We start from the raw sequence: 26,404 nt of genomic DNA on the forward strand, positions 1-26,404 counted from the left end.
GTCTCAGGGCCGGATGCCGAACTTGCGCACGCCCGGCTCGCGCAGCGGCGCCGCCAGGTTGGCGAACTCGCACAGCAGCGAGCGCGTATCGCGCGGGTCGATGATGTCTTCCACCACGAAGGCTTCGGCGCTGCGGAACGGCGACGTCAGGCTGCGCACACGCTGCTCGATCTCGGCGCGCTTTTGCACGGGGTCGTCGGCGCCTTCGATCTCGGCCTTGTAGGCAACCTCCAGCCCGCCCTCGATCGGCAGCGAGCCCCAGTTGCCGGACGGCCATGCATAGCGGAAGTTGAAGCGGCCCATATGCTGGTGCCCCGCCGCCGCCACGCCATAGGCGCGGCGCAGGATCACGGAGCACCACGGCGTGGTGGCCTGGTACACCGCGGCCAGCGCGCGCACGCCGTAGCGCATGGTGCCGGCCTTCTCGGCTTCCAGGCCGATCTGGAAGCCGGCGATATCGACCATATTGATCACCGGCAGGTGGAAGGCTTCGGCCAGGTCCACAAAGCGGATGAATTTCTCCGCGGTGGGGCCGTCCCAGCCACCGCCGTAGTGATACGGATCGCTCGCCACCACCGCCACCGGCCAGCCATCCACGCGGGCCAGCCCGGTCACGATGGCGCGGCCCCAGTGCCGGCCCATCTCGAAAAAGGAGCCCTGGTCCACCAGCGTCTCGACAATGGGGCGCACCTTGTAGACGGAGCGGCTGTCGCGCGGGATCGCGCTGAGCAGCCATTCATCGCGGCGGGCGGGATCGTCGGTTGGCTCAACGCGCGGCGGCAGTTCATGCACCGAGCCCGGCAGGTAGGACAGGAAGCGGCGCGCGCGCGCAAAGGCTTCTTCCTCGCTCGCCACTTCGTCATCGACCACGCCATTGCGCGTATGGATCTGGCTGCCGCCGAGCTCGTTCTTTTCCAGTACCTGGCCAATGCGCGCCACCACCGGCGGGCCGGCGTTGAACAATTGCGCGGTGCCCTTGACCATCACCGAGTAGTGGCTCGCGGCCACGCGCGCCGCGCCCATGCCGGCCACCGAGCCCAGCGCCAGCGACACCACCGGCACCAGCGACATGTTCTCCACCACGTGCTGCCACACCTTCATGGTGGGGATGTTGGTGTAGCCCTTGTTCTCGATATTGCGCACGGAGCCGCCACCGCCGGTGCCGTCTACCAGCCGCACCATGGGCAAGCGCAGGTCGTGCGCCATCTTCTCTGCATGGATCAGCTTCTCGCCAACGGCACCGTCGTTGGCGCCGCCGCGCACGGTGAAGTCATCGCCCACCAGCACCACCGGGCGGCCGTCCACCTTGGCGCGCCCCATCACCAGGTTGGCGGGCGTGAGGCCCACCAGGCGGCCATTGCTGTCGTACTGGCCGCTGCCGGTGAGCGCGCCCACCTCGCGGAACGATCCGGCATCGGCGATCGCGTCGATGCGCTCGCGCACGGTCAGCTTGCCGGCGTCCTTGTGCCGCTTGACCTTGTCGGGGCCGCCGAGCTGCGCGGCGAGTTGCTTGCGGTAGGCCAGTTCATCGATTTCGGGCTGCCAGGACACGGCGGTCTCCTTAGTGCTGTTGTTATGGTCGTGGGCTATCTAGACGCATAAACGCAGCAAACGTGCCAGGCGCACCGGCCCTTGATTTCATTGTTCTTTTTATGGCTCGCTGATATTGTGTCCGCAATAAGGACACAAAAGTGCCCACGACGGAGACACAACATGTCGTCATCAGCGACACCCGAAGACACTTTCCCCGGCACTGAAGACAGCCTCGGCGTACTGGTCGCCAGCCACGCGGGAGACGTACTAGCCAGCCTGGGACTCGCCGCCAACGCCACGCTGGCAACCGCCGCGCTAGCCGCCAGCGCAGGGCTCGCTGGCGATGGCGACTCCCCCCAGGATGCCGGCCGCCTGTTCGAATGCAGCCTGCCTGGCCCCGACAGCAAGCCCGCGCACCGCTTCATCGCCATGCGTCTGAGCGACCGCGAGCGGCAGGTCATCCTGCTGCGCCCGGCCGAGCGTGACGCAGCCCTCTTCGACTTCCTCGGCGCGGTACCCTTTGCCGGCGCGATCCTCGATCACTTCATTACCAACCCCTACCAGGCCATCACCGTGGCGGACCGTGCGGGCAACGTGCGCTTCATCAGCCCAGTGCACGAAAAATTCCTCGGCCTGCGCACCGGTGAAGGCACGGGCCGGCCCGCGGTGGACGTCATCCCCAACTCGCGCCTAGCGCAGGTGGCCGCCAGCGGCAAAGCCGAGATCGGGCAGCTGCAGGAGATGAACGGGGTGACACGCGTGGTGAACCGCATCCCGATCAGCGCCGCGGGCGAAGTGGTTGGCGCCATCGGCCAGATCCTCTTCAAGGAGCCTGAAGCCATCGGCCGCATGCACCGCGAGATGACGCAATTGCGCTCGCAACTGGCGCAAACACAACGCGAGCTCGACGCGTTGCGCGAGCAGCAGGCCGGCGCCGGCCCCGGCCTGCTGATTGGCGATAGCGCACCCATGCAGCGGCTGCGCCGAGAGATCGACACGGTAGCGCGGCTGGACGTGCCGGTGCTGATCCTCGGCGAAAGCGGCACCGGCAAGGAACTGGTGGCACGCGCCATCCACGGCGCCAGCCGCGCGGCCCAGGGCAAGCCGCTGGTCAGCCTGAACCTGGCCGCGTTGCCCGCCACGCTGATCGAGGCCGAGCTGTTCGGGCATGCGGCGGGCGCCTTCACGGGCAGCCATCGCCTTGGGCAGGCTGGCAAGCTGGAGCAGGCCGCCGGCGGCACGCTGTTCCTCGACGAGGTTGCCGATATCCCGATGGAGATGCAGGTCAAGCTGCTGCGCGTGCTGGAGGACCATATGGTGGAACGGCTGGGCAGCCGGCAGGCGCAGCGCGTGGACTTCCGGCTGGTAGCGGCAACCAACCGCGACATCCAGGCGCTGATCGATGGCGGACGCTTCCGCCTGGATCTGTACTACCGCCTGAGCGGCGTGGTGCTGCGCATTCCCGCGCTGGGCCAGCGGCGCGAGGACATCCCTGCCCTGTTGACCCATTTCGTGCGCGGCTTCTGCGCGCGCAACCAGGTGCCGGTGCCGGAAGTGGCCTCCGAGGTGCCGCGCTATCTGGCCGAGCGGCGATGGCCGGGCAATGTGCGCCAGCTCAGGCAGAAGATCGAAGAAGCGCTGGTGTTCTGCGACGCACGCGTGCTGCGCGCGGCGGATTTCGCCCGGGGCGAGGAAAGTGCGGTGGCGTACGGTCTGAGCGAGCCGCCGTTGCCGTATGGCGAGGCACTGGACGAGGCGGCGAATGAGGCGGCGAATGAGGCTGGGATCAACGCGCGCGCCGCATCGCCGGCGGACCTGCGGGAAGTCGCGTACGAGGCCGTGCTGCAGGCCATCGCGCGGCACGGTGGCAACAAGAAGCGCGCGGCGGAGCAACTGCGCATTTCACGCTCGCATCTGTACAAGATCCTGGCGCGTGGCGCGCGCGGCTGAGCGCAGGCGTTTTCCAGCGCCTACAGGATCTCCCGGACAAACCAGGCATTGAAGCGGTAAAGCGCAATGGTTGGCATCACGGAAAACAAGAACAGGCTGACGACAGCGCGCCGGTTCCTATACAGGTAGAGCGCCAGCAGATCCCGCAGCGTGTAGCTGGCTACCAGCACCAGGAGCGGAATGTAGGCCAGGAAGCAAAACAGGAAAATCCAGACAAAGGCGCCGCCCTGTAACGCTCGGTCAAGCATGCCAGCACCGGCGATCCAGTGCCCATCCCCGGCACTGAATGTAAGAAGCAGCATCAACAGGGAAACGATCAGCGTGGGATAGCGGAGCATTTAGATCGGCCCTCTCTCGCCGCCCGGCTCGTCGCCAAACAGCACGCGCAGCATGCGCTCGGGATTAGCCAGGAAATCGCGCGTCACGCGAAAGTGTTCGGTGTCCTGATAGTCGATCCGCGCCACGCCGTCCGGCGAGCAGGTGTAGATCCACGCGTTGGGATAGGCCATCAGGATCGGCGAGTGCGTAGCGATGATGAACTGCGAGCCGTCTTCGGCCAGATCATGGATGCGCGACAGCACCGCCAGTTGCCGCTGCGGCGACAGCGCCGCCTCGGGCTCGTCGAGCAGGTAGAGCCCATTGCCGCCAAAGCGATGCATCATCAGCGCGAGAAACGATTCGCCATGCGATTGCTCGTGCAACGAACGCCCGCCGTAGGCGTTGATGACGGGCGGGCTGAAGGCCGGCTCCTGGTCCAGGCGCTCGATTTCCGTGGCCACGTTGAAGAAGCTCTCCGCGCGCAGGAAGAAGCCATCGCGCGGGCGCTTGAAGCCGCGCGCAACGCGCAGGTATTCGTGCAGCACCGAATGCGACCGACGCGTGCCGAAGCTGAAATTGCGCGAGCCGCCCTCGGCGTTGTAACCCATGGCCACGGCAATGGCTTCCATCAGCGTGGACTTGCCCGATCCGTTCTCGCCAACCAGGAAGGTCACCTTGGGGTGCATCTCCATCGCTTCCAGCGTGCGCACCGCGGGCAGGCTGAAGGGGTAGCGCTCGAAGCTGTCGACGATGTCGCGCCGCAGGGTGACGCGGCTGATGAACTGGGACGAGATCATGGGGTTCGCCGGAGTGGATGGCACGGCACTATCGTAACGCCGTTCGGCGCCGGCGTGGCTCACAACGCCAGGCGCATGGCGATGCGTTGGCGCAAGCCGAGCGCCGCCTCGCGCGCCAGTGCGGCGCAGAGCGCCGGGCTGAGATCGGCTTCATCGAGATGGCGAAAGCCGAGGCTTGCGTAGAACGGCGCGTTCCACGGCAGGTGGCTGAAGGTGGTGAGATGGAGCGACTGCAGGCCTTGCCGGCGCAAACCATCGGCTACGGCGCGCACAAGTGCGCGGCCAATGCCACGGCGGGCGTGGGCGGGGTGGACGTCCATCTCATCAAGGCAGGCATGCTGGCCAAGCACGCTGGCGAGCGCGAAGCCGGCTGGCGTGCCGTCGGGGGCGATAGCGACCCACAGGCGGCGCTCACGCTGCGCGCGTTGCAGGTCTTCGAGCGGCGTGACTTGCTGGCGCAGCGCGGGAGGCAGGTCGGATTCGGGGAATAGTTCAGCCGCCGCGCGTTCGATGGCAGGCAGGCCGGGTACGTCTTCGGGAGTTGCTAAGCGAATGACTGGCATCGGGGCGCGGCGGTATGTGGCAAGTTCGGGCTCCCCCCCTCATCCGCTGCGCGGGAGAGGGCGGAAGCCCGATAAGCGTCGTGCGGGACAAAACCGAGGGCTCCGCTTCAAGTGGCTCCTAGCTAAGCCACCCCTCTCCCCGGCCCTCTCCCCCTGAGGGGAGAGGGAGAGACAGCCGTCGTCATGGCGCGCAGCTTTGGCCCGTTCTGCGGCTTCGTTCAGGCCCGCTGGTTTGCTCCCCTCTCCCACTTGTGGGAGGGGCCGGGGGAGAGGGCGGGCGCTGGCCCAGAGTATGGACAGTCACACGCACGCGTGCTTGCCCATCCTCCGGGCCCCATGCATCACGCCGCCGGAAACATCCCCAGCAGATTCGTCACCGCCGCAGGCACGTCAGCCGCCTCGGTAATCGCGCGCACCACGGCCGCGCTGCCAACGCCAGCCGCCAGCACCTCCGGCAAGCGCGCCGCATCGACGCCGCCGATGCCCACCAGCGAGGGCACCACGGGCTGCATCAGCTTGACGTAGGCGTGGAAGCGGCCCAGGCCCTGCGGCGCGGTCGGCATAACCTTGGTGGTGGTCGGGAAGATCGCACCCAGCGCCAGGTAGCTCGGGCCAATGGTGGCCACGCGCAGCATCTCGGCATAGCCGTGCGTGGACACGCCGAGGCGCAGCCCGGAGGCGCGCAGCGCATCGAGGTCGGCCTCGTCGAGGTCTTCCTGGCCGAGGTGGATGCCATAGATGCCGCTGTCGCCACCCTGGCTGGCGTGGTAGTCGATGGCAGCCCGCCAGTGATCGTTGATGAACAAGCGCGAAGCGCTGCCGCGCGCGGCCTTGGCGGCGCGCTCAATCTCGCTGCGCACGGCCTGCGCGTCGTCGGACTTGAAGCGCAGCTGCACGGTGGGCACCGCCAGCGGCACCAGCCGCTCGATCCATTCGGCACTGGGCACCACCGCGTACAGACCCAGCGGCGGGCACGGTGCGAAGGGCTCGGCGCGCTGCTCCGGCGCGACCAGCGCGGCGTGGCGCACGTGCGGGAAGCGCGCGAAGTCCACCGGCCAGTCCAGCGAGCCCGGCTGCCAGGCGCGCGCCAGGCAGAGCGCATCGTGCGCGGGGAAATGCAGCGCCAGGCAAGCCAGCAGCACGGCGACGAAGGCCGGCGAATGCGCGGTGTCGTCGTCGGCATGGGCATTGAAGACCCAGGTGCCCATCGGCGAGCGCACGGTGTCGCTCCATTGCCCGCCTTCGCGGTCGCTCTCGATGGCGATGGCGCCGGCGCCGGCAATGCGCGCCAGCGTGGCCTCGTCGGCCTCGCCGTCGAACAGCACCACGTCGGCATCGCCGAGCGCGGCGGGGGCGTTGCCCTGCACCCACGCGCGCCAGGCCTTGTCGCTGGTGCCGAAGGTGGCGCCATAGCGCGCCAGCAGCGTGTCGCGCAGCGCGGCGTCGATGCCGGCCGGGAGAAGATTGCGGGTCATGCGCGGTCCTCCGCGCCTTCGGCGTGCCAGAACGGCATGCCCACCACCGGCGTGCTGGCCTGCGCGATATCGCGCTCCGGCATGGGGCCGGCCAGGTAGGCGGTGCGGCCCGCGTCCACAGCCAGCGCGAAGGCGCGTGCCATGTTGACCGGATAGGCAGCCTGCGCCACGGCGGTGTTCAGCAGCACGCCATCGTAGCCCCACTCCAGCACCTGGGCCGCGTGCGACGGCAGCCCGAGGCCAGCGTCGACGATCAGCGGGGTATCCGGCAAGCGTTCGCGCAACAGGCGCATGGCGTGCGGATTGACGGCGCCCTTCCCGGTGCCGATGGGCGCGGCCCAGGGCATCAGCGCCTGGCAGCCCACGTCCAGCAGGCGGCGGCACAGCACGAGGTCCTCCGTGCAATACGGCAGCACCTTGAAGCCCTCCTTGATCAGCGTCTCGGCCACGGCGGGCAGGTTGAGCGTATCGGGCTGCAGCGTGTAATCGTCGCCCACCAGCTCAAGCTTGATCCAGTCGGTCTCGAACACTTCGCGCGCCATCATGGCGGTGGTGATGGCTTCCTGCGGCGCCATGCAGCCAGCGGTATTGGGCAGCACCGGCACGTTCAGCGAGCGCAGCATCTGCCAGAAAGCCTGGCCGCCCTCGCCATCGCCGACCGAGCCCTGGCGGCGCAGCGCCACCGTCAGCATGGCGGGCCGGGCCACCTCCACCGCGGCCTGCAGCGTGGCGGGAGACGGATAGCGCGCGGTACCCAGCAACAGGCGCGAGGCAAACGACTCGCCATAGAGCACGAAGGGGTCGGCGAACAGGTCGCGCCGGGGTTCTGCGGAATTGAAGGTCATTTGGGGTCAGCCTCCCGTCACGGGTTGCACGAGGTCGATACGATCGCCGGCGGCGAGCACGGTGGCCGCATGCGCGGCGCGTGGCACGAACTGGCCGTTGAGCGCGGCGGCAAATGGCGGCGCGATGCCGGCGCCCGCCACCGCATCGGCCAGCGTGGCGTTATCGGCAAGGGCGAGCGGACGGCCGTTGAGCAGGATATCCATGGTCATTGTCGTTCAGTGCAGCACCGGCGAGCCGGCGACGGTATCGAGCGCGGCCGCGATCATGCCCGGCCAGCGCACCGAAGCGGGCACGGCATGCGCGGCAGGATCGTCGTCGAGCAGAGCCCGCACCACCTGGCAGGCGGCCTCGGTGACCGCCGGGGCGATCAGGAAGCCGTGCCGGTACAGGCCATTGAGGCGCACGATGCGGGCATGCTGGTCGACCCGGATGGCCGGCAGGTGGTCCGGGCGCGTCGGGCGGCGCTGCACATTGAGTTCCAGCACGCGCGCCTCGCCAAAGGCGGGGTGCAGCGAATACGCCGCGGAAAGCAGCTCCAGCGCGGAGCGCACGCTCATCGGCGAATCATCTTCGCTTTCAAGCTCGGTGGCGCCGATCACGTAGAGGTCGTTGGGCTTGGGCGCGATATAGATCGGGTAACGCGGGTGCAGCAGGCGCACCGGGCGATGCAGCTTGACCTCGGGTGCGTGCACACGCACGACTTCACCGCGCAGGCCGCGTAATCCCGGCATGCTGCCGTGCGCGGCGGGCTGCCCCGGCCAGGCGGCGCGGGCGCCCAGGCCACGGCAATCCAGCACGGTGCGCGCGCAGATACCCAGCGCGGGCAGGTCGCCCGCTTCGATTTCACCAGCCTCCCAGACGCAATGCAGCCCGCTTGCCACCGCGCAAGCCAGCAATGCGCGCAGCGTGCCGCGATTGTCCAGCTGGCCTTCGCCGGCCAGCAGCAGTCCCTGGGAGAAACGGCCCGCGAGCGCGGGCTCGAGCGCGGCCACGCCATTGCCGTCCAGCGCGCGCATGCGCTCGGCCACCAGTTCGGGCGGCGCCACGGCGCGCACCCGGCTGGTAAACAGCGACATCTCGCTGCGGTCGCGGGTATGCCATACCACCAGCGTGCCGTCTTCCTGGAAGAACACGGGTTCCGGCATTTCGGCTACCCAGGCGCGCCAGAGGTCGACGCTGGCGGTGCCAAGCTCGACGATGCGGCGCTCGGCAATGGCGGATTCCGCCAGGGGCGCGAGCATTGCCGCGGCGACGTGCGCGGCGGAGCCAACGCCGTCGGGGCCACCGCGCTCGACCAGCGCCACGCGCAGGCCGGCACGCACCAGTTGCCAGGCGGAAAGGCGCCCGGCCAGGCCGGCGCCGAGCACGGCCACATCAAACGACTGCGTTGTCATGGGGATGGTTGTGCCGGTGCTCGCCGCGATGGCGCGGCGAGCACCGGCCTCCTTTAAGTCATGGCGTGCCCCTTCGGGGAAGGGGCACGGTACTTCGCGTGCGGCGCTGCACGGGCATGCGCCGCACCATGGCCCTACGCCTTACGAGTAGATCTTGCTGCCGCTCTTGACGAACTCGATCGACTTTTCCTGCATGCCTTGCTCGGCTTCGGGCTTGAGCGAGGCAGCGTAGTCGCGCACTTCCTGCGTGATCTTCATCGAGCAGAACTTGGGACCGCACATCGAGCAGAAATGCGCGATCTTGGCGCCTTCGGCCGGCAGCGTGGCGTCGTGGTACGAACGCGCGCGTTCCGGGTCCAGGCCGAGGTTGAACTGGTCTTCCCAGCGGAACTCGAAACGTGCCTTGGACAGTGCGTTGTCGCGCAGCTGCGCGCCCGGCCAGCCCTTGGCAAGGTCGGCCGCGTGAGCGGCGATCTTGTAGGTGATGATGCCTTCGCGCACGTCTTCCTTGTCCGGCAAGCCCAGGTGTTCCTTCGGCGTGACGTAGCACAGCATGGCGGTGCCCATCCAGCCGATGTTGGCCGCACCGATGCCGCTGGTGATGTGGTCATAGCCGGGGGCGATGTCCGTCACCAGCGGTCCAAGCGTGTAGAACGGGGCCTCATAGCAGTGCTTGAGCTCTTCATCCATATTGGCCTGGATGCGTTGCAGCGGCACGTGGCCCGGGCCTTCGATCATGACCTGCACATCGTGCTTCCAGGCCTTGTCGGTCAGCTCGCCGAGCGTGCGCAGCTCACCGAACTGTGCATCGTCGTTGGAGTCGGCGATACAACCCGGACGCAGGCCATCACCCAGGCTGAACGACACGTCGTACGCCTTCATGATTTCGCAGATCTCGTCGAAGTGCGTGTACAGGAAGTTTTCCTTGTGATGCGCCAGGCACCACTTGGCCATGATCGAACCACCGCGCGAGACGATGCCCGTGACACGGTCCGCGGTCATCGGCACATAGCGCAGCAGCACGCCGGCGTGGATGGTGAAGTAGTCCACGCCCTGCTCCGCCTGCTCGATCAGCGTGTCGCGGAACATTTCCCAGGTCAGGTCCTCGGCGACGCCGCCGGTCTTGTCCAGCGCCTGGTAGATGGGCACCGTGCCGATAGGCACCGGCGAGTTGCGCAGGATCCACTCGCGGGTCTCATGGATGTGCTTGCCGGTGGACAGGTCCATGATGGTGTCGGCGCCCCAGCGGATCGACCACACCATCTTTTCCACTTCCTCGGCCAGCGACGACGTCACGGCGGAGTTGCCCAGGTTGCCGTTGATCTTGACGCGGAAATTGCGCCCGATCGCCATCGGCTCCAGCTCGGTGTGGTTGATGTTGGCGGGAATGATGGCGCGGCCGGCAGCGATTTCGCGGCGCACGAATTCCGGCGTCATGTCTTCCGGGCGCAGCGGCAGCGCGGCACCCAGCGCATTGCCGGGGTGCTGGCGCAGCAACGCCTTGTATTCGGGCTTGTCGTACAGCGCTTGCAGGTTCAGCGACTCGCGCAGCGCCACGTATTCCATCTCGGGCGTGATGATGCCGCGGCGTGCATAGTGCATCTGCGACACGTTGGCGCCGGCCTTGGCGCGGCGCGGGTTGGTCAGCTGGGCAAAGCGCAGGTGGGCGGTGGCCGGATCGGCGGCGCGCGCCAGGCCGTACTCCGACGACAGGCCGGACAGCACTTCGGTGTCGCCGCGCTCTTCGATCCACTTGCCGCGTACCGAGGGCAAGCCGGCCTTCAGGTCGATATGGATGTCCGGATCGCTGTACGGGCCCGACGTGTCATACACGGGAATCGGCGGATTGGACATCTCGCCCTTGTCCGTGCGCGTGGACGTCTGCAGGATCGTGCGCAGCGGCACGCGGATATCGGGGCGGCTGCCGGTCAGGTAGGTCTTGCTGGATGCCGGATAGGCAAACTTTTTGTCGAGATCGGTTTCAAGCGACTCGAAAGATGCGGCGGGGGCGGTATTTGTGCGGGCCATGGGTGTCGTCCTCTCTCTTGCGGGGATGGACGAAACCAGGAGCCCTGTGAGCATGGCCGCGGCGGTGTGGCCGGGTCATGTGCCTTGGAGAAGGCAGGAGCTGTTCGGTAACCATGAAACTTCCCACGCCGGTACTAGCCGGATCGGGTTCGAAGGGACTCTCTCAGCCGCACGGCCCATCCGTACGGCACCCCTGTTTCATCCAACGGGGTGAATTTAAGCACAAGGCTCGGGGCTTGACCACCCCTGTTTCAATCTGGAGTGTCGTGCGTCGAGGTATGGCTGAGGGCCATGCGGCCCCCCAGACAATGGCATGCACACCATTACGCTGCAATGCACCATGACTTAGCGTGCGCATGCACTGCCATTCGAACACCATTCGAGCACCGCCGTGATTTCAAGCCTTGAAGGTCACCCAAGGCTTCAACCGCGCCACGGCTTCGATCAGCCCGGCCTCTTCCTGTGCCTGCAGCACCGGACCGATCGGCTTGTAGGCCTCGGGCGCTTCTTCCACCCTGCGCTCCTCGCGCAGCGTGACGCAGCGCCACTCGGCGTTGGCATGATCGCTTTTCAAGCGGCGCAAGGCCTGGCGCCGGACACTGCGGCCGGCGCCGTGGCTGCATGACGAGAGCCAATCGGTGTGACCCAAACCGCTCACTATATAGGAAGCATCCCCCATGGAACCGGGGATCAGGGCCAGGTCGCCGTCATGCGCGGGTGTCGCGCCCTTGCGGTGGATATTGAGGCCGTTTTCGCGCAGCACCACGTTATGCGGCACGTCGACCACCAGTCGCGAAGCCGTCGCGCCGCACAATTCGGCCAGCTCCTTGCGCACGAGTTCGGCCAGCACTACCCGGTTGGCCCAGGCATAGCGTGCCGCCGTACCCATGGCCACCAGGTACTCGTGCGCCAGGCTGCCCGCCAAGCCGTACAGCCCGCTAGTCGGATGCTTCAGGCCGGTGGGCCAGGCCTGGCGCGCCCGGTCCATCCAGCGCCGGCCCACGTAGAAGCCGACATCGCGCGAGCCACTGTGGATCATCGCCACGACATCGCCGGGCGCCAGGCCAACGCGATACGCGGCGTGCCTGTCGAAAATCTCGTCCACGACCTGCAGTTCGACAAAATGATTGCCCCCGCCCGGCGTGCCGAGACAGGGATCGCGAAAGACCTCGCGATTGCCGACGTGCGCATCCCGCGCATAGCGGGCACTGCCGCCAAACGCATCCAGCCCGACGCAAGCGGCAAGTTCGGCCTCCAGCCGGTCACGATCGACCTGCGCCCACAAGCCTTGGGGGGCCACGCGATCGATGAACGCGGCGGGTCCCTCGTCGAACAAGGCACGGAATGCGGCGCTATGCACCGGCACGTCGCGGCCGTTATCGAGCAGGGCACGCGTCAGCCTGCTCACAAGGGCATCCTGCTGCGGCAGCAGGGCGGCTTGCTTCAGGCCTGTGGTGATCAGGCGCATGCCGCAGTTGATGTCGGTACCGATCGCGGCGGGAATGACGAAATCCGCGTCGGTGGCAACGATCGATCCTACCGGCGCGATGCCGCCGGGATGAAAGTCCGGCGTGGCGCAGGCTTTGCAAACGCCGTGGTGGCCGTCCGCAGAACGCACCGCGGCGAAGTCGAGCAACTGCCGTACGGCCTTCGCTTCCAGGGCAAGCGTGGCGGGCAACAGCACCGAGGCTTGCGCGTGTTCGTTGCGCAGGTGATAGACACCCTGGCTGCGCTCGACATGGATGCCCTGGCGCTGCAGGGCTTTTTCAAGACGGGGAAGTGAGGACATGGCTGCTGGGAATACAAGGTACGGGAGTGCCTCCGGGGAACCGGGGCAAAAAGTACCTTCTGCGCAGCAGCGTCGAGAAGGGAGCGTGCAGTGTATCTCTGGGGAGCGGCGAACGGCAAGCGCCCGGCCCGCGAGCCCTGCCATGACGGCGCAAAGTGTTGGGGGCCGGACACAGCGCGAGCCCGCGCACATAGCGCGCCGCTTGCTCTACCATGCAATCAGGCATGCCCATGCGCCGCGCGCGCAGAAGACTGCACAGGAGACCTCATGACCGAAGCCGCCACCCACCGCGTGTTCAACCAGGTCCCGGACCTGACCGGCTACAACCTGTTCACCGGCGACCCCGCGCTGCGCGCCGCGCTGGAGCGGCTTGGAGGCGGCTGGCACGCCAGTGCGCTCGATGCCTTCGGCGCGCGCCTGGGCAAACCCGATGTGCAGCAGTGGGCGGCCGAGGCCAATCGCCACGCGCCCGAGCTGCATACGCACAGCCGCACCGGCGAGCGCATCGACGAAGTGGAATTTCCGCCAGCATGGCACGCCTTGCTGGCCCTGCTGCGCAGCCAGCAGTTGCAAGCGCTGCCGTTCGCGCAGCCCAGGGAGGGCGCGTGGGTGGCGCGCGCCGCCGGCTATTTCCTGCAGGCGCAGGCCGAATCCGGATCCCTGTGCCCGCCCACCATGACGTTCGCCAGCATCCCGGTGCTGCAGAAGGAAGCGGCGCTGTTCGCGGAACTGGGGCCGAAGCTGTTTGCCACCGAGCACGATCCGCGCGACCTGCCCTGGCGCGACAAGCACGCCGTGATGATCGGCATGGGCATGACGGAAAAGCAAGGCGGCTCCGATGTGCGCAGCAACACCACCGTCGCGCGCGCCGTACGTGGCGAGGGCCGCGGCGCGGAGTACGCGATCACCGGGCACAAGTGGTTTTTCTCCGCCCCGATGTGCGATGCCCACCTGGTGGTGGCGCGCATGGGCGCGGAGGATGGGCCGCTGTCGTGCTTCTTCGTGCCGCGCTTTCGCGACGACGGCAGCAAGAACCCGGTGCAGATCCAGCGTCTCAAGGACAAGCTGGGCAACCGCTCCAACGCCAGCAGCGAAGTGGAATTCCGCGAGGCCACCGGCATCCTGATCGGCGAGGAAGGCCGCGGCATCCCGACCATCATCGAGATGGCCACTTATACCCGGCTGGATTGCGTGATCGGCAGCGCCGCCATCATCCGCGCGGCGCTGGTGCAGGCCATCCATCACGCGCGGCATCGCATGGCGTTCGGCCGCCTGCTGGCGGAGCAGCCGCTGATGCGCAACGTGCTGGCCGACCTGGCGCTGGAAAGCCAGGCCGCGACCCTGCTCATGATGGAACTGGCGCACGCCTTCGAGCGCGCCGATGCCGATCCGCTGGCCGCCGCCTGGAAGCGCATCGTCACGCCGGCGGCCAAGTTCTGGGTCTGCAAGCGCGCCATCGAGGTGACGGGCGAAGCCATGGAGGTGTGGGGCGGCAACGGCTACGTGGAGGAAGGCCCGATGGCGCGGCTGTACCGCGAGGCGCCGGTCAACTCGATCTGGGAGGGCTCCGGCAACATCATGTGCCTGGACGTGCTGCGCGCGCTCCAGCGCAATCCCGAGGACGCGGGGCGGCTATTGCGGGACCTCGGCCGGCGCGCCGGCGGCCATCCGGCGGTGCGGGCCGAACTCGCCTCGCTGCAGGCGATGCTGCGCGACGCGCCGGATCACCTCGAAGCCGGCGCGCGGCGCTTTGCCCAGGGCCTGGTGCTGACCGCGCAAGCGGCGCTGATGCTCGCCCACGCCGACACCGACGATGCCGAGCGCTTCGTGGCCAGCCGGCTGGGACGCCAGCATGGCCGCGTGTTCGGCACGCTGGAGGGCGACGATACCGCGCTGGCGCGGGTGATCGCACGTGCCTGGCCGGCCTGAGGCACGCGGCCGCGCCACACGCCTCGTCACGCTTTTTTTTTCTGGCCATCGCGCTACAGGCGGCGCAGGTCCTGCCGTAAATCCCTTGGTATTAATGTCATGCACTTAATACATAAGTGCGTATTGATCCCCTTTAAATGACCAAGCGGCGCGCCCTGCTACACGGCGGGTGCCGACATCCCGACATGAACATCAGCCAACGCCTGTTGCTATCTTTATCCTTGGCCCTGCTCGCCTTGCTCGTTGTGGGCCTCGGCGGCATCTGGCAACTCAGCGAGTCGGAACAGCGCTTTGAGTACTTCAACGACAACACGCTAGGTAGCGTACGCACCCTGGGCACCCTCAAGGACAACGTCAACGCCATGCGTATCTCGCTTTACAGGCACGCCATGAGCGAAGACCCCAAGGCCAAGGCCGAAGCGGAAGCCGCCCTGGCCCGCGCCGACGAGAAGTTCGACACCACCGCCGCAAAGTATGAGCGCGACGACATCAGCGACGATACCGACCGCAAGATGCTCGAAGCCGACCGCGCCGCGCTCAAGCGCTACCGCGCCGGGCGTGCCGCCATGCTGGAGAAATCGCGCGCCAACGATTTCGCCACGGCCCACGCCATGCTGGTGAGCGGCGAACTGAACGACGCATCGATCGCCTTGCGCAAGGCAATCGACGATCACATCAACTATAACGGCGACCTGGGCGAGCTCGCCGTGACGCAAAATCGCGAGCAGTACACCACGGCGGTTCGCGTGTTCTCGGCGGTCATCGTCGTGGCAGTGCTGGTCACCGGCTTGCTGGCCGTGACGCTGTATCGCCGCATCCACGGCAGCCTGGCCGAAATCGAGGAGACCCTGGAATACGTCAGCGACTCCCTGGACCTGGAACGCCGCGCACCGGTGGGCCGCCTGGACGAGATCGGCCGTACCGCGGCTGCCTTCAACCGCCTGCTGGAGCGGGTAGCCGTGGCGCTGCGCGAGGTGCGCCATTCGACCGACTCCGTCGGCGTGGCGGCACGCCAGATCGCCGCGGGCAATACCGATTTGTCGGCACGGACCGAACAACAGGCTGCCTCGCTGGAGCAGACCGCATCGAGCATGGAAGAGCTCACCACCACCGTGCGCCAGAACGCCGACAACGCGCGCCAGGCGAGCGGCCTGGCTGGCAATGCCGCCAGCGTGGCCGAACACGGCAGCACCGCCGTGCAGCAGATGGTGCAAACCATGGGCGCGATCAGCACCAGTTCCAACCGCATCGCGGAGATCACCAGCCTGATCGAGGGCATCGCCTTCCAGACCAACATCCTGGCGCTCAATGCCGCGGTGGAAGCCGCGCGCGCCGGCGAACAAGGCCGGGGCTTCGCGGTGGTGGCCGGCGAGGTGCGCAGCCTGGCGCAGCGCTCGTCCAGCGCCGCCAAGGAAATCAAGGACCTGATCGACAGCTCGGTCAACACTGTGCGCATGGGCTCGGCGCAAGCCGAGGATGCCGGCAAGACCATGAGCGAAGTCCAGAACGCGGTGAAGCGCGTATCGGACATCATTGCCGAGATCGCTGCTGCCTCCGACGAGCAAAGCGCGGGCATCGAGCAGGTCAACCAGGCGGTGGGCCAGATGGACGAAGTCACGCAGCAAAATGCCGCGCTGGTGGAAGAAGCGGCCGCAGCCGCGCAGTCGCTGGATGACCAGGCCGGCAAGCTGCGCGACACGGTATCGACCTTCCGCCTGGCTACAGCCTGAGCGCGGGTGTGAGGGGCGGACCCCCGCCCTTCACACGGCCCTTCACACGGCCAATACCTCCGCCATCCGCAACACCACGCGCGGGCCGTGCCGGATCAGGTCATGCGCGCGCTCGCCGATCATGATGGCCGGCGCATTGGTGTTGCCGCCAATCAGCGTCGGCATGATCGACGCATCCACCACGCGCAAGCCTTCCACGCCCCGCACGCGCAGTTGCGGATCGACCACCGCGTATTCGTCCATGCCCATGCGGCACGTCCCGACGGGATGGTAGATGGTATCGGCATGGGCGCGGATCATCGCGCGGATCGCGCTGTCGTCGCCGCCATCGGCTGGCAAGTGCGCCGAATACAGCTCCTTGCCGCCGAACGCCGCCAGTTGCGGCTGGGCCAGGATTCGGCGCACAATCCGCACGCCGGCCACCAGGCCGTCGAGATCCCGCGGGTCCGACAGGAAGCACGGGTCGATCATCGGCGCCTCGCGGATATCGGGCGAAGCCAGCCGTACCTCGCCCCGGCTTTTCGGGCGCAGTACGCAAACGTGGCAGGAATAGCCATGGCCCAGGTGGATTCGGCGCATATGGTCGTCGGCCATGCCGACCACGAAATGCAGTTGCAGGTCCGGCTCGTCCAGCCCGGCGTGGCTCTTCAGGAAGGCGCCTGCCTCGGCAAAATTGGAAGTCAGCATGCCGGTGCGCTCGCGCCGGTAGCGCAATATCTCGGCCAGCAGGCGAAACGCGCCGCCCACCGAGACGCCGAACAGCTCGGACGCCGCCACCCGCTTGTGCACGATGACGTCGAGATGGTCCTGCAGGTTGGCGCCCACGCCAGGCAGGTCGTGCACCACGGGAATGCCTAGCTCGCGCAGATGCGAGGCAGGGCCGACGCCTGACACCATCAGCAGTTGCGGCGAGCCGAACGCGCCGGCCGACACGATCACCTCGCGGCGCGCCCGCAACAGGGTCTCGCGGCCATCCAGCCGCGCCACCACCCCCACCGCGTGGCGGCCTTCGAACGCGATGCGCAGCACCTGCGCGCCCGTCATCACAGCCAGGTTCTCGCGCCCGCCATTGCTGGCGCGGTCTGCGGTGTCGCCGCGGTGCAGGTAGGCGCGCGCGGCATTCCAGCGCTCGCCGCCATGCTGGGTCACCTGGTACCAGCCAGCGCCCTCCTGGTCCACGCCGTTGAAGTCGTCGTTGCGGCGATAGCCAGCCTGCTGGGCCGCCTCGATAAAGCGCTGGCCAAAGGGATTGGGCGTGCGCAGGTCCGACACATGGAGCGGGCCGCTGCCGCCGTGCCAGGGATCGTCGTCGCGCCCGGTCACGCGCTCATTGCATTCGGCCCGGCGGAAATAGGGCAGCACATCGTCCCAGGCCCAGCCGTCGCAGCCGGCCGAAGCCCAGCGGTCGTAGTCCGCCGGCGTGCCTCGCGTGTAGATCATGGCATTGAGCGAGGAACTGCCCCCCAGGCCACGCCCGCGCGGCTGGTAGCCACGGCGCCCGTTCAGCCCGGGCTGCGCAACGGTGCGGTAGCCGTAATTATGGCTGCCGGCACGTGGCAGCATGGCGGCGCAGCCCGCCGGCGTCGACACCAGCACATGGTGATCGTGGCCGCCGGTCTCGAGCACAGCCACGCTGTCGCTGCCGCTGTCGGCCAGCCGCCCGGCCAGGGCACACCCCGCCGAACCGCCGCCAACGACGAGATAGTCAAAGGTGGTTTCCATCCGTTTCCCCGCCTGGTCCGAGGTCAGTGTGCCGGGGTTGCGCCGAACGCTTCGGCAGGCCGCGCATGCCGGTCAACCCGGTCTGGCTGGCACGCCGAAAGCATGCCGCGAAATCAGTGTAGGGCTTTGCCAGGGCACTGGAAAGGACGAAGGCGGGTCGGTGTATACGGTTGTTTGAAGCACGCGGCTAGTGGCCGGCCTCCATTGTCAGGCGCCGCCGCATGGCATATGGTGCGGGGATCGAAACGCCGCGCGCGCCAAGGGCAGCGCACGACCCCAAGGAGAGCGCGACATGAGAGAAGTGCCCGAGATGTCATCCGTATTCGACGCCATGCGCGCCGCCTCGCGCCGCGACCAGGCCCCGGCCTGGGCCGTGCGCGCCGACCGGCTGCGGCGCCTGCGCAAGCTGGTGACCGGGCACATGGACGAGATCTCGCAAGCCATCAGCGCCGATTTCGGCAACCGCCCGCGCCAGGAAACCGCGCTGCTCGAAGCCTTTCCCAGCGTGGCCGGGATCGACGATGCGCTGCGTCATGGCAAGCGCTGGATGCGGGTGCGGCGCATGCGCACCGGGCTGTGGTTCAAGCCCGCTACATCGCGGCTGATGCCGCAACCGCTGGGCGTGATCGGCATCGTGGTGCCGTGGAACTACCCGCTCTACCTGACCGTGGGCCCGCTGGTGGGCGCGCTGGTCGCGGGCAACCGCGCCATGGTCAAGCTCTCCGAGTACACGCCGCGCTTCGCCGCGCTGTTCGCGCGCCTGGCGCAACAGGCTTTCGCCGCCGACGAGGTCACGGTGATCAATGGCGACGCGGAAGTGGCGAGCGCTTTTTCCGCCCTGCCCTTCGATCACCTGCTGTTTACCGGCTCAACCCAGGTCGGCCACCATGTGATGCGTGCGGCGGCCGCCAACCTCACGCCGGTCACGCTAGAACTGGGCGGCAAATCGCCGGCCATCGTCGGCCCTGGCGCCGATCTGGAACGCGCGGTCGAACGCATCCTGGTGGGCAAGCTGCTCAACGCCGGCCAGACCTGCATCGCGCCGGACTATGTGCTGCTGCCCGAGGCACTGCGCGAGCCCTTCGTCGAAGCCGCCCGCGCCTGCGCCGCCCGCCTCTATCCGGACCTGCCGGGCCAGCCGGGCCATGCGGGCAACCCCGACTACACCACCATCATCAGCCCGAGGCACTTCGCGCGGCTGGACGGCCTGGTGAGCGATGCCGCCCGCGCCGGGGCGCGCGTGGTGCCGCTGTCGCAGGTGCCATCGGACCCGGAGCGCCGCCGCCTCGCGCCAGTGCTGCTGCTGGATGTCCCCGCCGACGCCACCGTGATGCGCGAGGAAATCTTTGGCCCGGTGCTACCGCTGGTGACCTACCGCACGCTGGAAGAGGCCATCGACTACATCAACGCCCGCCCACGCCCGCTGGCGCTCTACCTGTTCGAGAAAGACCGCCGCACGATCGACCACGTCATGGCGCAAACCGTGGCGGGCGGCGTCAGCATCAACGAAACGCTGCTGCATATCGCCCAGGAAGACCTCCCCTTCGGCGGCGTGGGCCCCAGCGGCATGGGCGCATATCACGGCCAGGCGGGCTTTGAGACCTTCTCCAAGCTCAAGCCGATCTTCCGCCAATCCGGCATCAATGGCGCCGGGCTGCTGAAGCCGCCTTATGGCAAGCGGTTTGAAACGATGATCAAGCTGCTGATGCGCTGAATGACAAGGAAAACCTGCGGCGTTGATCGAAGCCGCCGAACGGGCCAACGCGGCGCGCCCTGACGACGGCTGTCTCTCCCTCTCCCCTCAGGGGGAGAGGGCCGGGGAGAGGGGTGGCTTATCTAGGAGCCACGCAAAGCGAAGCCCGTGGTGTTTTCCGGCCCGCTGGCGTAACGACCACCCAGACTCAACCCACCACCATCGGCCGCCCCAGCATCCGCGCCAGCACCGCTTCCGGTGAATGCGTATGGTCTGAAATCGCCTTCGGCGACAGGTAGTAAGTCTGCTCCATCATGGCCCGGCCCCGCATAGCCGCATGCAGCACCTGGTCGCTGAATACAATCCAGGTCGACCCGGGCGGGAACTGAAATTCCTGCTGCGGCACATTGGCCTGATACTCCAGGTCGGCCTTCGCAAGATCGTGCAACTGCAGCATCCGATGGTCGTACTCCGAGCGCCGGCGCTTGGTGATATGCAGCATCTCCATGACCCGCGCCTGCCCCGGCCACATGCCCTTGGTCTTCGGGACAAAACGCTTGGCGAAATCGCCAAACGGCTCGCCCACCCGCCACACGCGCGGCGCCTGCGGGTCAATGTTGTGGAACACGCGCAGCAGCCGCTGGCCCAGCATCGGGTTCGACGGGAACGAGTCCACATGCAGCCGCGTGTCGTCCTTGCGCCAGCTCACCGGCCGCCCGGCGATCTCGCTCGGGCGCAACGAGGTGCCGGCACGCACCATATGCGGGCCATATTCAGGGAACAGGCTGAGCACGAGTTTCTCGCTGTACTCGGCATAGCGGCGAATCAGCACGTACAGGTCTTTCAGGTCCTGCTCGCCGCCCGTCGCACCGCGCACGGCCTGGTCGTTGGCGCGCAGGTTGATGTTCTTTGACTTGCCGTCCGACCAGCGGCTGTCCAGGAAACGCTCCTCGCCAGGCTCGAACTGGAAGCGCAGCTGGGGGAAGAACAGCACGGCGCCCTGCTCCAGCTCGCGGCGCAACCCCGCCTTGGTGCCGGCATCGAGTTGCGGAGCCCACTCGGTATAGGGCTGGGGCCGGATCAGGTTGAACCCGGGCGCGGCCGCCCCGAGCGCAGTGGCAGGGGGGGGCGTGGAAGGGGTAAGGGTCGAATCAAGTGACATTGGGCATCCTCGGTATGCGGGCTCCGGCGGTCGTGAGCGCGCGTGCGCGCGCGCCGCGGCAGGCGAACAAAGCGCCACTCGCCGGGCCGCCTTGCCATCCCGCGATTCTACCCTCGCGGCCATGGCGCGCCACGCCCCGCCTTGCCCCGCTTGATCCAGGACAAGGCAGTGGCAAGCCAGGAACGCCACCGCAAGCGCGAAAAAAAACACCGCCCGAAGGCGGTGCTTTTCCGATGCGAGGTTCGCCGCAGCCTTACAGGCCGGCAGCAGCGCGCAGCAGCGCGACCTTGTCGGTTGCTTCCCACGAGAATTCCGGCTCTTCGCGGCCAAAGTGGCCATAGGCAGCGGTCTTCTCGTAGATCGGGCGCAGCAGGTCAAGCATCTGCACGATGCCCTTCGGGCGCAGGTCGAAGTGCTCTTGCACCAGCGCGGCGATCGCCTCGTCGGAGATCTTGCCCGTGCCTTCGGTGTACACCGTCACATTGATCGGGCGGGCCACGCCGATGGCGTAGCTGACCTGCACCTGGCACTGGCGCGCCAGGCCGGCGGCAACCACGTTCTTGGCGACATAGCGGGCAGCATAGGCTGCCGAGCGGTCGACCTTGGACGGGTCCTTGCCCGAGAAAGCACCGCCACCGTGGGGCGAAGCGCCGCCGTAGGTGTCGACGATGATCTTGCGGCCGGTCAGGCCACAATCGCCCTGCGGGCCGCCGATGACGAAGCGGCCGGTCGGGTTCACCAGGTACTTGGTGTCCTTGAGCATCTCGGCCGGCAGCACCGGCTTGATGATCTCCTCGATCACGGCTTCACGGATCTGCGCCTGGGTGATATCCGGCGAATGCTGGGTCGACAGCACCACGGTATCCACGCTGTGCGGGCGGCCGTCGACGTAACGCACGGTCACCTGCGACTTGGCGTCGGGACGCAGCCAGGGCAGGCGGCCATCGCGGCGCAGTTGCGACTGGCGCTCGACCAGGCGGTGCGAATAATAGATCGGGAAAGGCATCAGCTCCGGCGTTTCATCGCAGGCGTAGCCAAACATCAGGCCCTGGTCGCCGGCACCCTGGTTCAGGTAGTCGTCGGAGGCGCGGTCCACGCCTTGGGCGATGTCAGGCGATTGCTTGTCGTAAGCGACCAGCACTGCACAGCCCTTGTAGTCGATGCCGTATTCGGTGTTGTCGTAGCCGATGCGCTTGATGGTGTCGCGCGCAACTTGGATGTAGTCGACGTTGGCGGTCGTGGTGATTTCCCCGGCCAGGACAACCAGGCCGGTGTTGCACAGCGTTTCAGCGGCCACGCGCGCGTACTTGTCCTGGGCCAGGATGGCATCGAGGACAGCATCGGAAATTTGGTCGGCGACCTTATCGGGATGGCCTTCGGAGACGGATTCCGAAGTGAACAAGAAGTCGTTTGCCACGAACTTTTCTCCAGGTTTGGCTATTGCGCGCCAACCTCTAAGCCCGGGCGGCGACGCTTTAGCGGTATTTTCATGCCGTTCCGGTAGAACGGTATCGCCCCGCAAGTTGTCAGTTAACTCGGCGATACGCGCTATTATACGCGCCTGCAAGCTACGCTGCAGCACCCCGGTTTTCTGGCACACCTGCCAAATACCGGACGCTGTCGCGGCCAGGCCGCGCCACCCGATAGGCGACGCGTTTCCGGCCTGGCGCGAGCCTGCAGGCAGTGCAAGCCGTACGGTGGGCCCCGTAACAACACCAGATTCATTTTGATTGCCCCACTAACGGCAGCGCCCGGCAAAACATTAATGACCCACCCGGCCCGCCGGGCCGCTATCGCAATTCGATGACCTTTCTGTTCTGGCTGATTTCCCGCTTGCCGCTCTCCTGGCTGCACGCCATCGGCGGTGCGCTCGGATTGCTGGCGGCACGCCTGCCGGGACGTTATGGCACGCGGCTCAGGGAAAACCTTCGCCATGCCTACCCTGACGCCAGCGATGCAATGGTGGCGGAGGCGGCCCGCTCGACGGGGCGCATGATCCTGGAAATGCCCTATTTCTGGAGCCGGCGCAATCCCGAGGTGCGCATGTACGGCTTTGCCGACCGGCTCTGGCCGGAACTCGACAAGCTGATGGCGCAGGGCCGCGGGCTGATCATCCTGGTGCCGCATCTTGGCTGCTTCGAAGTGCTTCCACAGGCATTTGCCCTGCGGCATCCGGTCACGGCCCTGTACAAGCCGCCACACCAGGCCTGGCTGCGCGACTGGATCGTCAAGATGCGCACCCGCCCCAACCTGGCCATGGCGCCGGCGCTGCCGCGCGGCGTGCGCATGCTGGTCAAGGCGCTCAAGCGAGGCGAGGCCATCGGCATCCTGCCCGACCAGGTCCCAACCGGCGGCGAAGGCGCCTGGGCGCCGTTTTTTGGCAAGCCAGCCTACACCATGACGCTGGTGCAGCGCCTGCAGCAGCTCACGGGTGCGCCAATCGCGGTGATTTTTGCAGAGCGCCTGCCGCGCGGCGCCGGCTTCCTCGGCCATATGCAGGTCATCAAGGACCGGCTGCCCGATGACCAGGCCGAAGCCGTCGCGGTGATCAACGCGGCCGTCGAGAAGCTGGTGAAGGCATGCCCGACGCAGTACCTGTGGGGCTACAACCGCTACAAGCATCCAGGCGGCGCGCAGTTGCCGCCCGCGGAGCCCCCTCGGGCCCCGGCGGCCGACGCCTCGCACAACCCCCTGGAGGTGCCGGCACCGGCACCCGCCTCTCTCTCCAACGACCAAAGATGAGCCGTATTTTCACCTGGCTTGGCATCGGCCTCTTGACCGTGCTGGGCAAGCTTCCCTATCCGCTCGTGGCACGCTTCGGCGAAGGCCTGGGCAGCCTGCTCTACCTCATTCCCAGCAGCCGGCGCCGCGTGGTGCAGACCAACCTGCGCCTGTGCTTTCCCGAGCGGACCGACGCCGAGATCGAAACGCTCTCGCGGCAAACCTTCCGCACCGTCTTTCGCAGCTTTGCCGAGCGCGGCATCTTCTGGACCGGCAGCGAGGCGCAGATGCGCCGCTGGGTCCAGATCGACGACCAGGCCGACCTGGTGGCGCTGGACGGCACGCCCCACATCCTCGTCACGCTGCATCTCTCCGGCGTCGAAGCTGGCGCGATCCGCCTCACCATCCACCTGCGCGAACACGTCAAACGCTCCGGCGCGTCGCTCTACACCAAGCAGAAGAACGACCTGTTCGACGGGTTCCTCAAGCACGCGCGCGGCCGCTTCGGCGCCAAGATGATTGCCCGCAACGATAGCGCGCGCGACATCATCCGCTGCCTGCGCAAGGGCGAGGCCCTGCAGCTGATCGCCGACATGGACTTTGGCGAGCGCGACTCGGAGTACATCCCGTTCTTTGGCGTGGAGGCCCTGACCCTGACCTCGGTATCACGCCTGGCGCGGCTGACGGGGGCCAAGGTTGTGCCGATCTATACCGAGATGCTGCCCGACTACCAAGGCTATGTGCTGCGTATCCTGCCGGCTTGGGAAAACTATCCTGGCGAAAGCGTGACCGAGGACACCCGCCGCATGAATGCCTTCTTCGAAGACTGCATCCGCCCCCGCGTGACTGAGTATTACTGGGTACACAAGCGCTTCAAGCACCGCCCCGACGGCGAGCGCGAAAACTACTGACCACGTGGGCGCGGCGGCGGCATCGCCAGGCAAACATGCAGCCCGCGCCACCCTCGACACGCCGCCAGCAAGCGCCGGACGGCCCGACTACAATCGCACTATGAAACTCCAGTTCACCAAGATGCACGGCGCCGGCAACGACTTCGTCGTGCTTGACGGCATCCACCAGACCCTGAACCTGACCCCAGCGCAGTGGCGCGCGCTCGCCAGCCGGCATTTCGGCGTGGGTGCCGACCAGATCCTGGTGGTCGAGAAACCCACCAGGGACGACGTCGACTTCCGCTACCGCATCTTCAACGCCGATGGCGGTGAAGTGGAGCACTGCGGAAATGGCGCGCGCTGCTTCGTGCGCTTCGTCACCGACCACGGCCTGACCGACAAGCGCTCGGTGCGCGTGCAGGTAATGAACGGCGTGATCACCTTGACGCTGCAGGACGACGGCCAGGTCACGGTCGACATGGGCGCGCCGGAACTCGAACCCGCCCGCGTGCCGTTCCGCCCCGAAGGCCTGCCGACCAAGGCCGAAGGCCGCGATACGCTGTACGGGCTGGAAGTGAACGGCCGCACCGGGTGGATTTCGGCAGTCTCGATGGGCAACCCCCACGCGGTGCAGGTGGTGGACAACACCGAGGCGTTCCCGGTGCTGCAGGACGGCCCCATCATCGAGCATCACGCGAGCTTCCCCAACCGCGTCAACGCCGGCTTCATGCAGGTGGTGGAGCGCCACACGATCCGCCTGCGCGTGTTCGAGCGCGGGGCCGGCGAGACCCTGGCCTGCGGCACGGGCGCATGCGCGGCGGTCGTCGCCGGCATTCGCCGCGGCCTGCTGGACTCGCCGGTGCTGGTGCACACCCATGGCGGCGACCTGACGATTGCCTGGGACGGCGAAGGCGAGCCGGTACGCATGACCGGCCCTGCGACCACGGTGTTCGAAGGCAGCATTGACCTGGACCGGCTGCCTGCCTGACCATAGGGGCTTGCGGCCAGCCACGGCCGCACCCTCCATGGAGTGCCAATGTCGCTCGCCGATTTCCGCATCACCTCGGGCAAGAACTTCAGCCTGGCCGACTTCAACCCCGACGCCAAGCCGTTCTCCAGCGGCGAAAAGGTCGCCGACCAGGCCCGCCTCACCGAACTGAGCACCCAGCTCGACGCGCAGCAGGACATCTTCTATGCCGAGCACCAGCGCAAGCTGCTGATCGTGCTGCAAGGCATGGACACCAGCGGCAAGGATGGCACCGTGCGCGGCGTCTTTCGCAGCTTCGACCCGCTCGGCATCCGCGTCGTCAGCTTCAAATCCCCCACCGCCGAAGAACTCGCGCACGACTACCTGTGGCGCATCCATGCCCAGGTACCGCGCGCCGGCGAGATCGTGGTCTTCAACCGCAGCCACTACGAAGACGTGCTGATCACGCGAGTGCACGAGTGGATCGACGAAGCCGAATGCGAGCGCCGCTACAAGCAGCTACGGGCATTCGAGACGATGCTGCTGGAAACCGGCACCACCATCGTCAAGTGCTTCCTGCATATTTCCAAGGACGAGCAGAAGGCCCGGCTGGAAGCGCGGCTGGCGGATCCGCAGAAGCAGTGGAAGTTCGACCCGAAGGATCTGGAAGAGCGGCAGTACTGGAAAAACTACGAGACCGCCTATGGGGCCGCCATTGCCGCGACCAGCACGCCGGAAGCACCGTGGTATATCGTGCCCGCGAATTCGAAGACGCACCGGAACCTGATGGTGGCGGAGATCCTGATGGCGGTGTTCGAGAAATTGAAGCCGGCGTATCCACCGGGAAAGCCGGCGTTGGCGAAGCTGAAGGTGGTCTGAGGCACCAGGGCAACGCGA

The 26,404-nt window shown here is 67.2% G+C and carries 21 protein-coding genes and 1 riboswitch; of the genes, 8 read left to right on the forward strand and 13 right to left on the reverse strand.

Annotated features, from left to right (window positions below):
* Positions 1-3: 3 nt before the first annotated feature.
* Positions 4-1,551: an acyl-CoA carboxylase subunit beta gene (locus tag AC1Q7Q_RS16100; protein ID WP_043343137.1), complete on the reverse strand. Its 1,548-nt coding sequence runs from the start codon at positions 1,549-1,551 to the stop codon at positions 4-6.
* A 162-nt stretch (positions 1,552-1,713) separates the two neighbouring features.
* Here AC1Q7Q_RS16100 and AC1Q7Q_RS16105 point away from each other — a divergent pair, with 162 nt between their 5' ends.
* A complete protein-coding gene (locus tag AC1Q7Q_RS16105) occupies positions 1,714-3,483 on the forward strand; it encodes a sigma-54 interaction domain-containing protein (RefSeq protein WP_492373939.1) in 1,770 nt (589 codons plus the stop codon).
* Positions 3,484-3,503: 20 nt separating this feature from the next.
* Here AC1Q7Q_RS16105 and AC1Q7Q_RS16110 read toward each other — a convergent pair whose 3' ends face one another.
* The 9 genes from AC1Q7Q_RS16110 to AC1Q7Q_RS16150 all read right to left on the reverse strand — a co-directional run bounded on the left by AC1Q7Q_RS16110 (position 3,504) and on the right by AC1Q7Q_RS16150 (position 12,693).
* Complete coding sequence (locus AC1Q7Q_RS16110; RefSeq protein ID WP_492373938.1) at positions 3,504-3,821, reverse strand: hypothetical protein; 318 nt, start codon at positions 3,819-3,821, stop codon at positions 3,504-3,506.
* A complete protein-coding gene (locus AC1Q7Q_RS16115; RefSeq protein WP_492373937.1) occupies positions 3,822-4,598 on the reverse strand; it encodes an AAA family ATPase in 777 nt (258 codons plus the stop codon).
* 59 nt (positions 4,599-4,657) lie between these two features.
* On the reverse strand, positions 4,658-5,161 hold the full coding sequence (locus tag AC1Q7Q_RS16120) for a GNAT family N-acetyltransferase (RefSeq protein WP_492373936.1): 504 nt from the start codon (positions 5,159-5,161) through the stop codon (positions 4,658-4,660).
* Positions 5,162-5,502: 341 nt separating this feature from the next.
* Positions 5,503-6,636 (reverse strand): thiamine phosphate synthase, encoded by a 1,134-nt coding sequence (locus tag AC1Q7Q_RS16125; protein ID WP_492373935.1) that lies wholly within the window; start codon positions 6,634-6,636, stop codon positions 5,503-5,505.
* The gene (locus AC1Q7Q_RS16130) at positions 6,633-7,481 is read right to left on the reverse strand and encodes a thiazole synthase (protein ID WP_043343126.1); all 849 of its coding nucleotides are present in this window, start codon (positions 7,479-7,481) and stop codon (positions 6,633-6,635) included. Before AC1Q7Q_RS16130 ends, AC1Q7Q_RS16125 begins: the two co-directional genes overlap by 4 nt.
* Positions 7,482-7,487: 6 nt before the next feature.
* Positions 7,488-7,685, reverse strand: a complete 198-nt coding sequence (gene thiS / locus AC1Q7Q_RS16135) for a sulfur carrier protein ThiS (RefSeq protein WP_150989923.1) — start codon at positions 7,683-7,685, stop codon at positions 7,488-7,490.
* Positions 7,686-7,697: 12 nt separating this feature from the next.
* On the reverse strand, positions 7,698-8,876 hold the full coding sequence (locus AC1Q7Q_RS16140) for an FAD-dependent oxidoreductase (RefSeq protein WP_492373955.1): 1,179 nt from the start codon (positions 8,874-8,876) through the stop codon (positions 7,698-7,700).
* Between the two features lie 141 nt (positions 8,877-9,017).
* A complete protein-coding gene (thiC, locus tag AC1Q7Q_RS16145; protein WP_441641114.1) occupies positions 9,018-10,904 on the reverse strand; it encodes a phosphomethylpyrimidine synthase ThiC in 1,887 nt (628 codons plus the stop codon).
* Between the two features lie 103 nt (positions 10,905-11,007).
* Positions 11,008-11,109, reverse strand: a riboswitch (TPP riboswitch).
* A gap of 192 nt (positions 11,110-11,301) precedes the next feature.
* Positions 11,302-12,693: an RtcB family protein gene (locus tag AC1Q7Q_RS16150; RefSeq protein WP_492373934.1), complete on the reverse strand. Its 1,392-nt coding sequence runs from the start codon at positions 12,691-12,693 to the stop codon at positions 11,302-11,304.
* A 267-nt stretch (positions 12,694-12,960) separates the two neighbouring features.
* On the opposite strand from AC1Q7Q_RS16150, the gene AC1Q7Q_RS16155 reads away from it, so the two are divergent.
* Both AC1Q7Q_RS16155 and AC1Q7Q_RS16160 read left to right on the forward strand, forming a co-directional pair.
* Positions 12,961-14,622, forward strand: coding sequence for an acyl-CoA dehydrogenase family protein (locus AC1Q7Q_RS16155; protein WP_492373933.1), 1,662 nt, complete (start codon positions 12,961-12,963; stop codon positions 14,620-14,622).
* A 185-nt stretch (positions 14,623-14,807) separates the two neighbouring features.
* Entirely contained in the window at positions 14,808-16,352 is a 1,545-nt protein-coding gene (locus AC1Q7Q_RS16160) for a methyl-accepting chemotaxis protein (protein ID WP_492373932.1), read from the forward strand.
* A gap of 42 nt (positions 16,353-16,394) precedes the next feature.
* Here the strand turns inward: AC1Q7Q_RS16160 and AC1Q7Q_RS16165 are convergent, their stop codons facing one another.
* The gene (locus tag AC1Q7Q_RS16165; protein ID WP_492373931.1) at positions 16,395-18,074 is read right to left on the reverse strand and encodes a GMC family oxidoreductase; all 1,680 of its coding nucleotides are present in this window, start codon (positions 18,072-18,074) and stop codon (positions 16,395-16,397) included.
* Between the two features lie 292 nt (positions 18,075-18,366).
* Here AC1Q7Q_RS16165 and AC1Q7Q_RS16170 point away from each other — a divergent pair, with 292 nt between their 5' ends.
* Positions 18,367-19,788 (forward strand): coniferyl aldehyde dehydrogenase, encoded by a 1,422-nt coding sequence (locus AC1Q7Q_RS16170; RefSeq protein ID WP_492373930.1) that lies wholly within the window; start codon positions 18,367-18,369, stop codon positions 19,786-19,788.
* 187 nt (positions 19,789-19,975) lie between these two features.
* On the opposite strand, the gene kdoO is transcribed toward AC1Q7Q_RS16170, so the two are convergent.
* Positions 19,976-20,929, reverse strand: coding sequence for a Kdo hydroxylase KdoO (kdoO, locus tag AC1Q7Q_RS16175; RefSeq protein ID WP_492373929.1), 954 nt, complete (start codon positions 20,927-20,929; stop codon positions 19,976-19,978).
* 253 nt (positions 20,930-21,182) lie between these two features.
* On the reverse strand, positions 21,183-22,346 hold the full coding sequence (gene metK / locus AC1Q7Q_RS16180; RefSeq protein ID WP_043343105.1) for a methionine adenosyltransferase: 1,164 nt from the start codon (positions 22,344-22,346) through the stop codon (positions 21,183-21,185).
* A gap of 386 nt (positions 22,347-22,732) precedes the next feature.
* On the opposite strand from metK, the gene AC1Q7Q_RS16185 reads away from it, so the two are divergent.
* The 4 genes from AC1Q7Q_RS16185 to AC1Q7Q_RS16200 all read left to right on the forward strand — a co-directional run bounded on the left by AC1Q7Q_RS16185 (position 22,733) and on the right by AC1Q7Q_RS16200 (position 26,386).
* Positions 22,733-23,671 (forward strand): lysophospholipid acyltransferase family protein, encoded by a 939-nt coding sequence (locus AC1Q7Q_RS16185; protein ID WP_492373928.1) that lies wholly within the window; start codon positions 22,733-22,735, stop codon positions 23,669-23,671.
* Positions 23,668-24,561, forward strand: coding sequence for a lipid A biosynthesis lauroyl acyltransferase (locus AC1Q7Q_RS16190; protein WP_492373927.1), 894 nt, complete (start codon positions 23,668-23,670; stop codon positions 24,559-24,561). Before AC1Q7Q_RS16185 ends, AC1Q7Q_RS16190 begins: the two co-directional genes overlap by 4 nt.
* A gap of 100 nt (positions 24,562-24,661) precedes the next feature.
* Positions 24,662-25,528: a diaminopimelate epimerase gene (gene dapF / locus AC1Q7Q_RS16195; protein ID WP_459372642.1), complete on the forward strand. Its 867-nt coding sequence runs from the start codon at positions 24,662-24,664 to the stop codon at positions 25,526-25,528.
* A gap of 48 nt (positions 25,529-25,576) precedes the next feature.
* Positions 25,577-26,386, forward strand: a complete 810-nt coding sequence (locus AC1Q7Q_RS16200; RefSeq protein WP_492373926.1) for a polyphosphate kinase 2 family protein — start codon at positions 25,577-25,579, stop codon at positions 26,384-26,386.
* Positions 26,387-26,404 lie beyond the last annotated feature (18 nt).

It is taken from the genome of Cupriavidus sp. GW823-FHT07A04, from assembly GCF_058794615.1.

What these genes read in the sequence shown, in the direction of transcription:
- AC1Q7Q_RS16105 (WP_492373939.1), top strand. Translation starts at nt 1,714, where the DNA reads ATGTCGTCATCAGCGACACCCGAAGACACTTTCCCCGGCACTGAAGAC.
- AC1Q7Q_RS16110 (WP_492373938.1), bottom strand. Translation starts at nt 3,821, where the DNA reads ATGCTCCGCTATCCCACGCTGATCGTTTCCCTGTTGATGCTGCTTCTT.
- AC1Q7Q_RS16115 (WP_492373937.1), bottom strand. Translation starts at nt 4,598, where the DNA reads ATGATCTCGTCCCAGTTCATCAGCCGCGTCACCCTGCGGCGCGACATC.
- AC1Q7Q_RS16120 (WP_492373936.1), bottom strand. Translation starts at nt 5,161, where the DNA reads ATGCCAGTCATTCGCTTAGCAACTCCCGAAGACGTACCCGGCCTGCCT.
- AC1Q7Q_RS16125 (WP_492373935.1), bottom strand. Translation starts at nt 6,636, where the DNA reads ATGACCCGCAATCTTCTCCCGGCCGGCATCGACGCCGCGCTGCGCGAC.
- AC1Q7Q_RS16130 (WP_043343126.1), bottom strand. Translation starts at nt 7,481, where the DNA reads ATGACCTTCAATTCCGCAGAACCCCGGCGCGACCTGTTCGCCGACCCC.
- thiS (WP_150989923.1), bottom strand. Translation starts at nt 7,685, where the DNA reads ATGGATATCCTGCTCAACGGCCGTCCGCTCGCCCTTGCCGATAACGCC.
- AC1Q7Q_RS16140 (WP_492373955.1), bottom strand. Translation starts at nt 8,876, where the DNA reads ATGACAACGCAGTCGTTTGATGTGGCCGTGCTCGGCGCCGGCCTGGCC.
- thiC (WP_441641114.1), bottom strand. Translation starts at nt 10,904, where the DNA reads ATGGCCCGCACAAATACCGCCCCCGCCGCATCTTTCGAGTCGCTTGAA.
- AC1Q7Q_RS16150 (WP_492373934.1), bottom strand. Translation starts at nt 12,693, where the DNA reads ATGTCCTCACTTCCCCGTCTTGAAAAAGCCCTGCAGCGCCAGGGCATC.
- AC1Q7Q_RS16155 (WP_492373933.1), top strand. Translation starts at nt 12,961, where the DNA reads ATGACCGAAGCCGCCACCCACCGCGTGTTCAACCAGGTCCCGGACCTG.
- AC1Q7Q_RS16160 (WP_492373932.1), top strand. Translation starts at nt 14,808, where the DNA reads ATGAACATCAGCCAACGCCTGTTGCTATCTTTATCCTTGGCCCTGCTC.
- AC1Q7Q_RS16165 (WP_492373931.1), bottom strand. Translation starts at nt 18,074, where the DNA reads ATGGAAACCACCTTTGACTATCTCGTCGTTGGCGGCGGTTCGGCGGGG.
- AC1Q7Q_RS16170 (WP_492373930.1), top strand. Translation starts at nt 18,367, where the DNA reads ATGAGAGAAGTGCCCGAGATGTCATCCGTATTCGACGCCATGCGCGCC.
- kdoO (WP_492373929.1), bottom strand. Translation starts at nt 20,929, where the DNA reads ATGTCACTTGATTCGACCCTTACCCCTTCCACGCCCCCCCCTGCCACT.
- AC1Q7Q_RS16185 (WP_492373928.1), top strand. Translation starts at nt 22,733, where the DNA reads ATGACCTTTCTGTTCTGGCTGATTTCCCGCTTGCCGCTCTCCTGGCTG.
- AC1Q7Q_RS16190 (WP_492373927.1), top strand. Translation starts at nt 23,668, where the DNA reads ATGAGCCGTATTTTCACCTGGCTTGGCATCGGCCTCTTGACCGTGCTG.
- dapF (WP_459372642.1), top strand. Translation starts at nt 24,662, where the DNA reads ATGAAACTCCAGTTCACCAAGATGCACGGCGCCGGCAACGACTTCGTC.
- AC1Q7Q_RS16200 (WP_492373926.1), top strand. Translation starts at nt 25,577, where the DNA reads ATGTCGCTCGCCGATTTCCGCATCACCTCGGGCAAGAACTTCAGCCTG.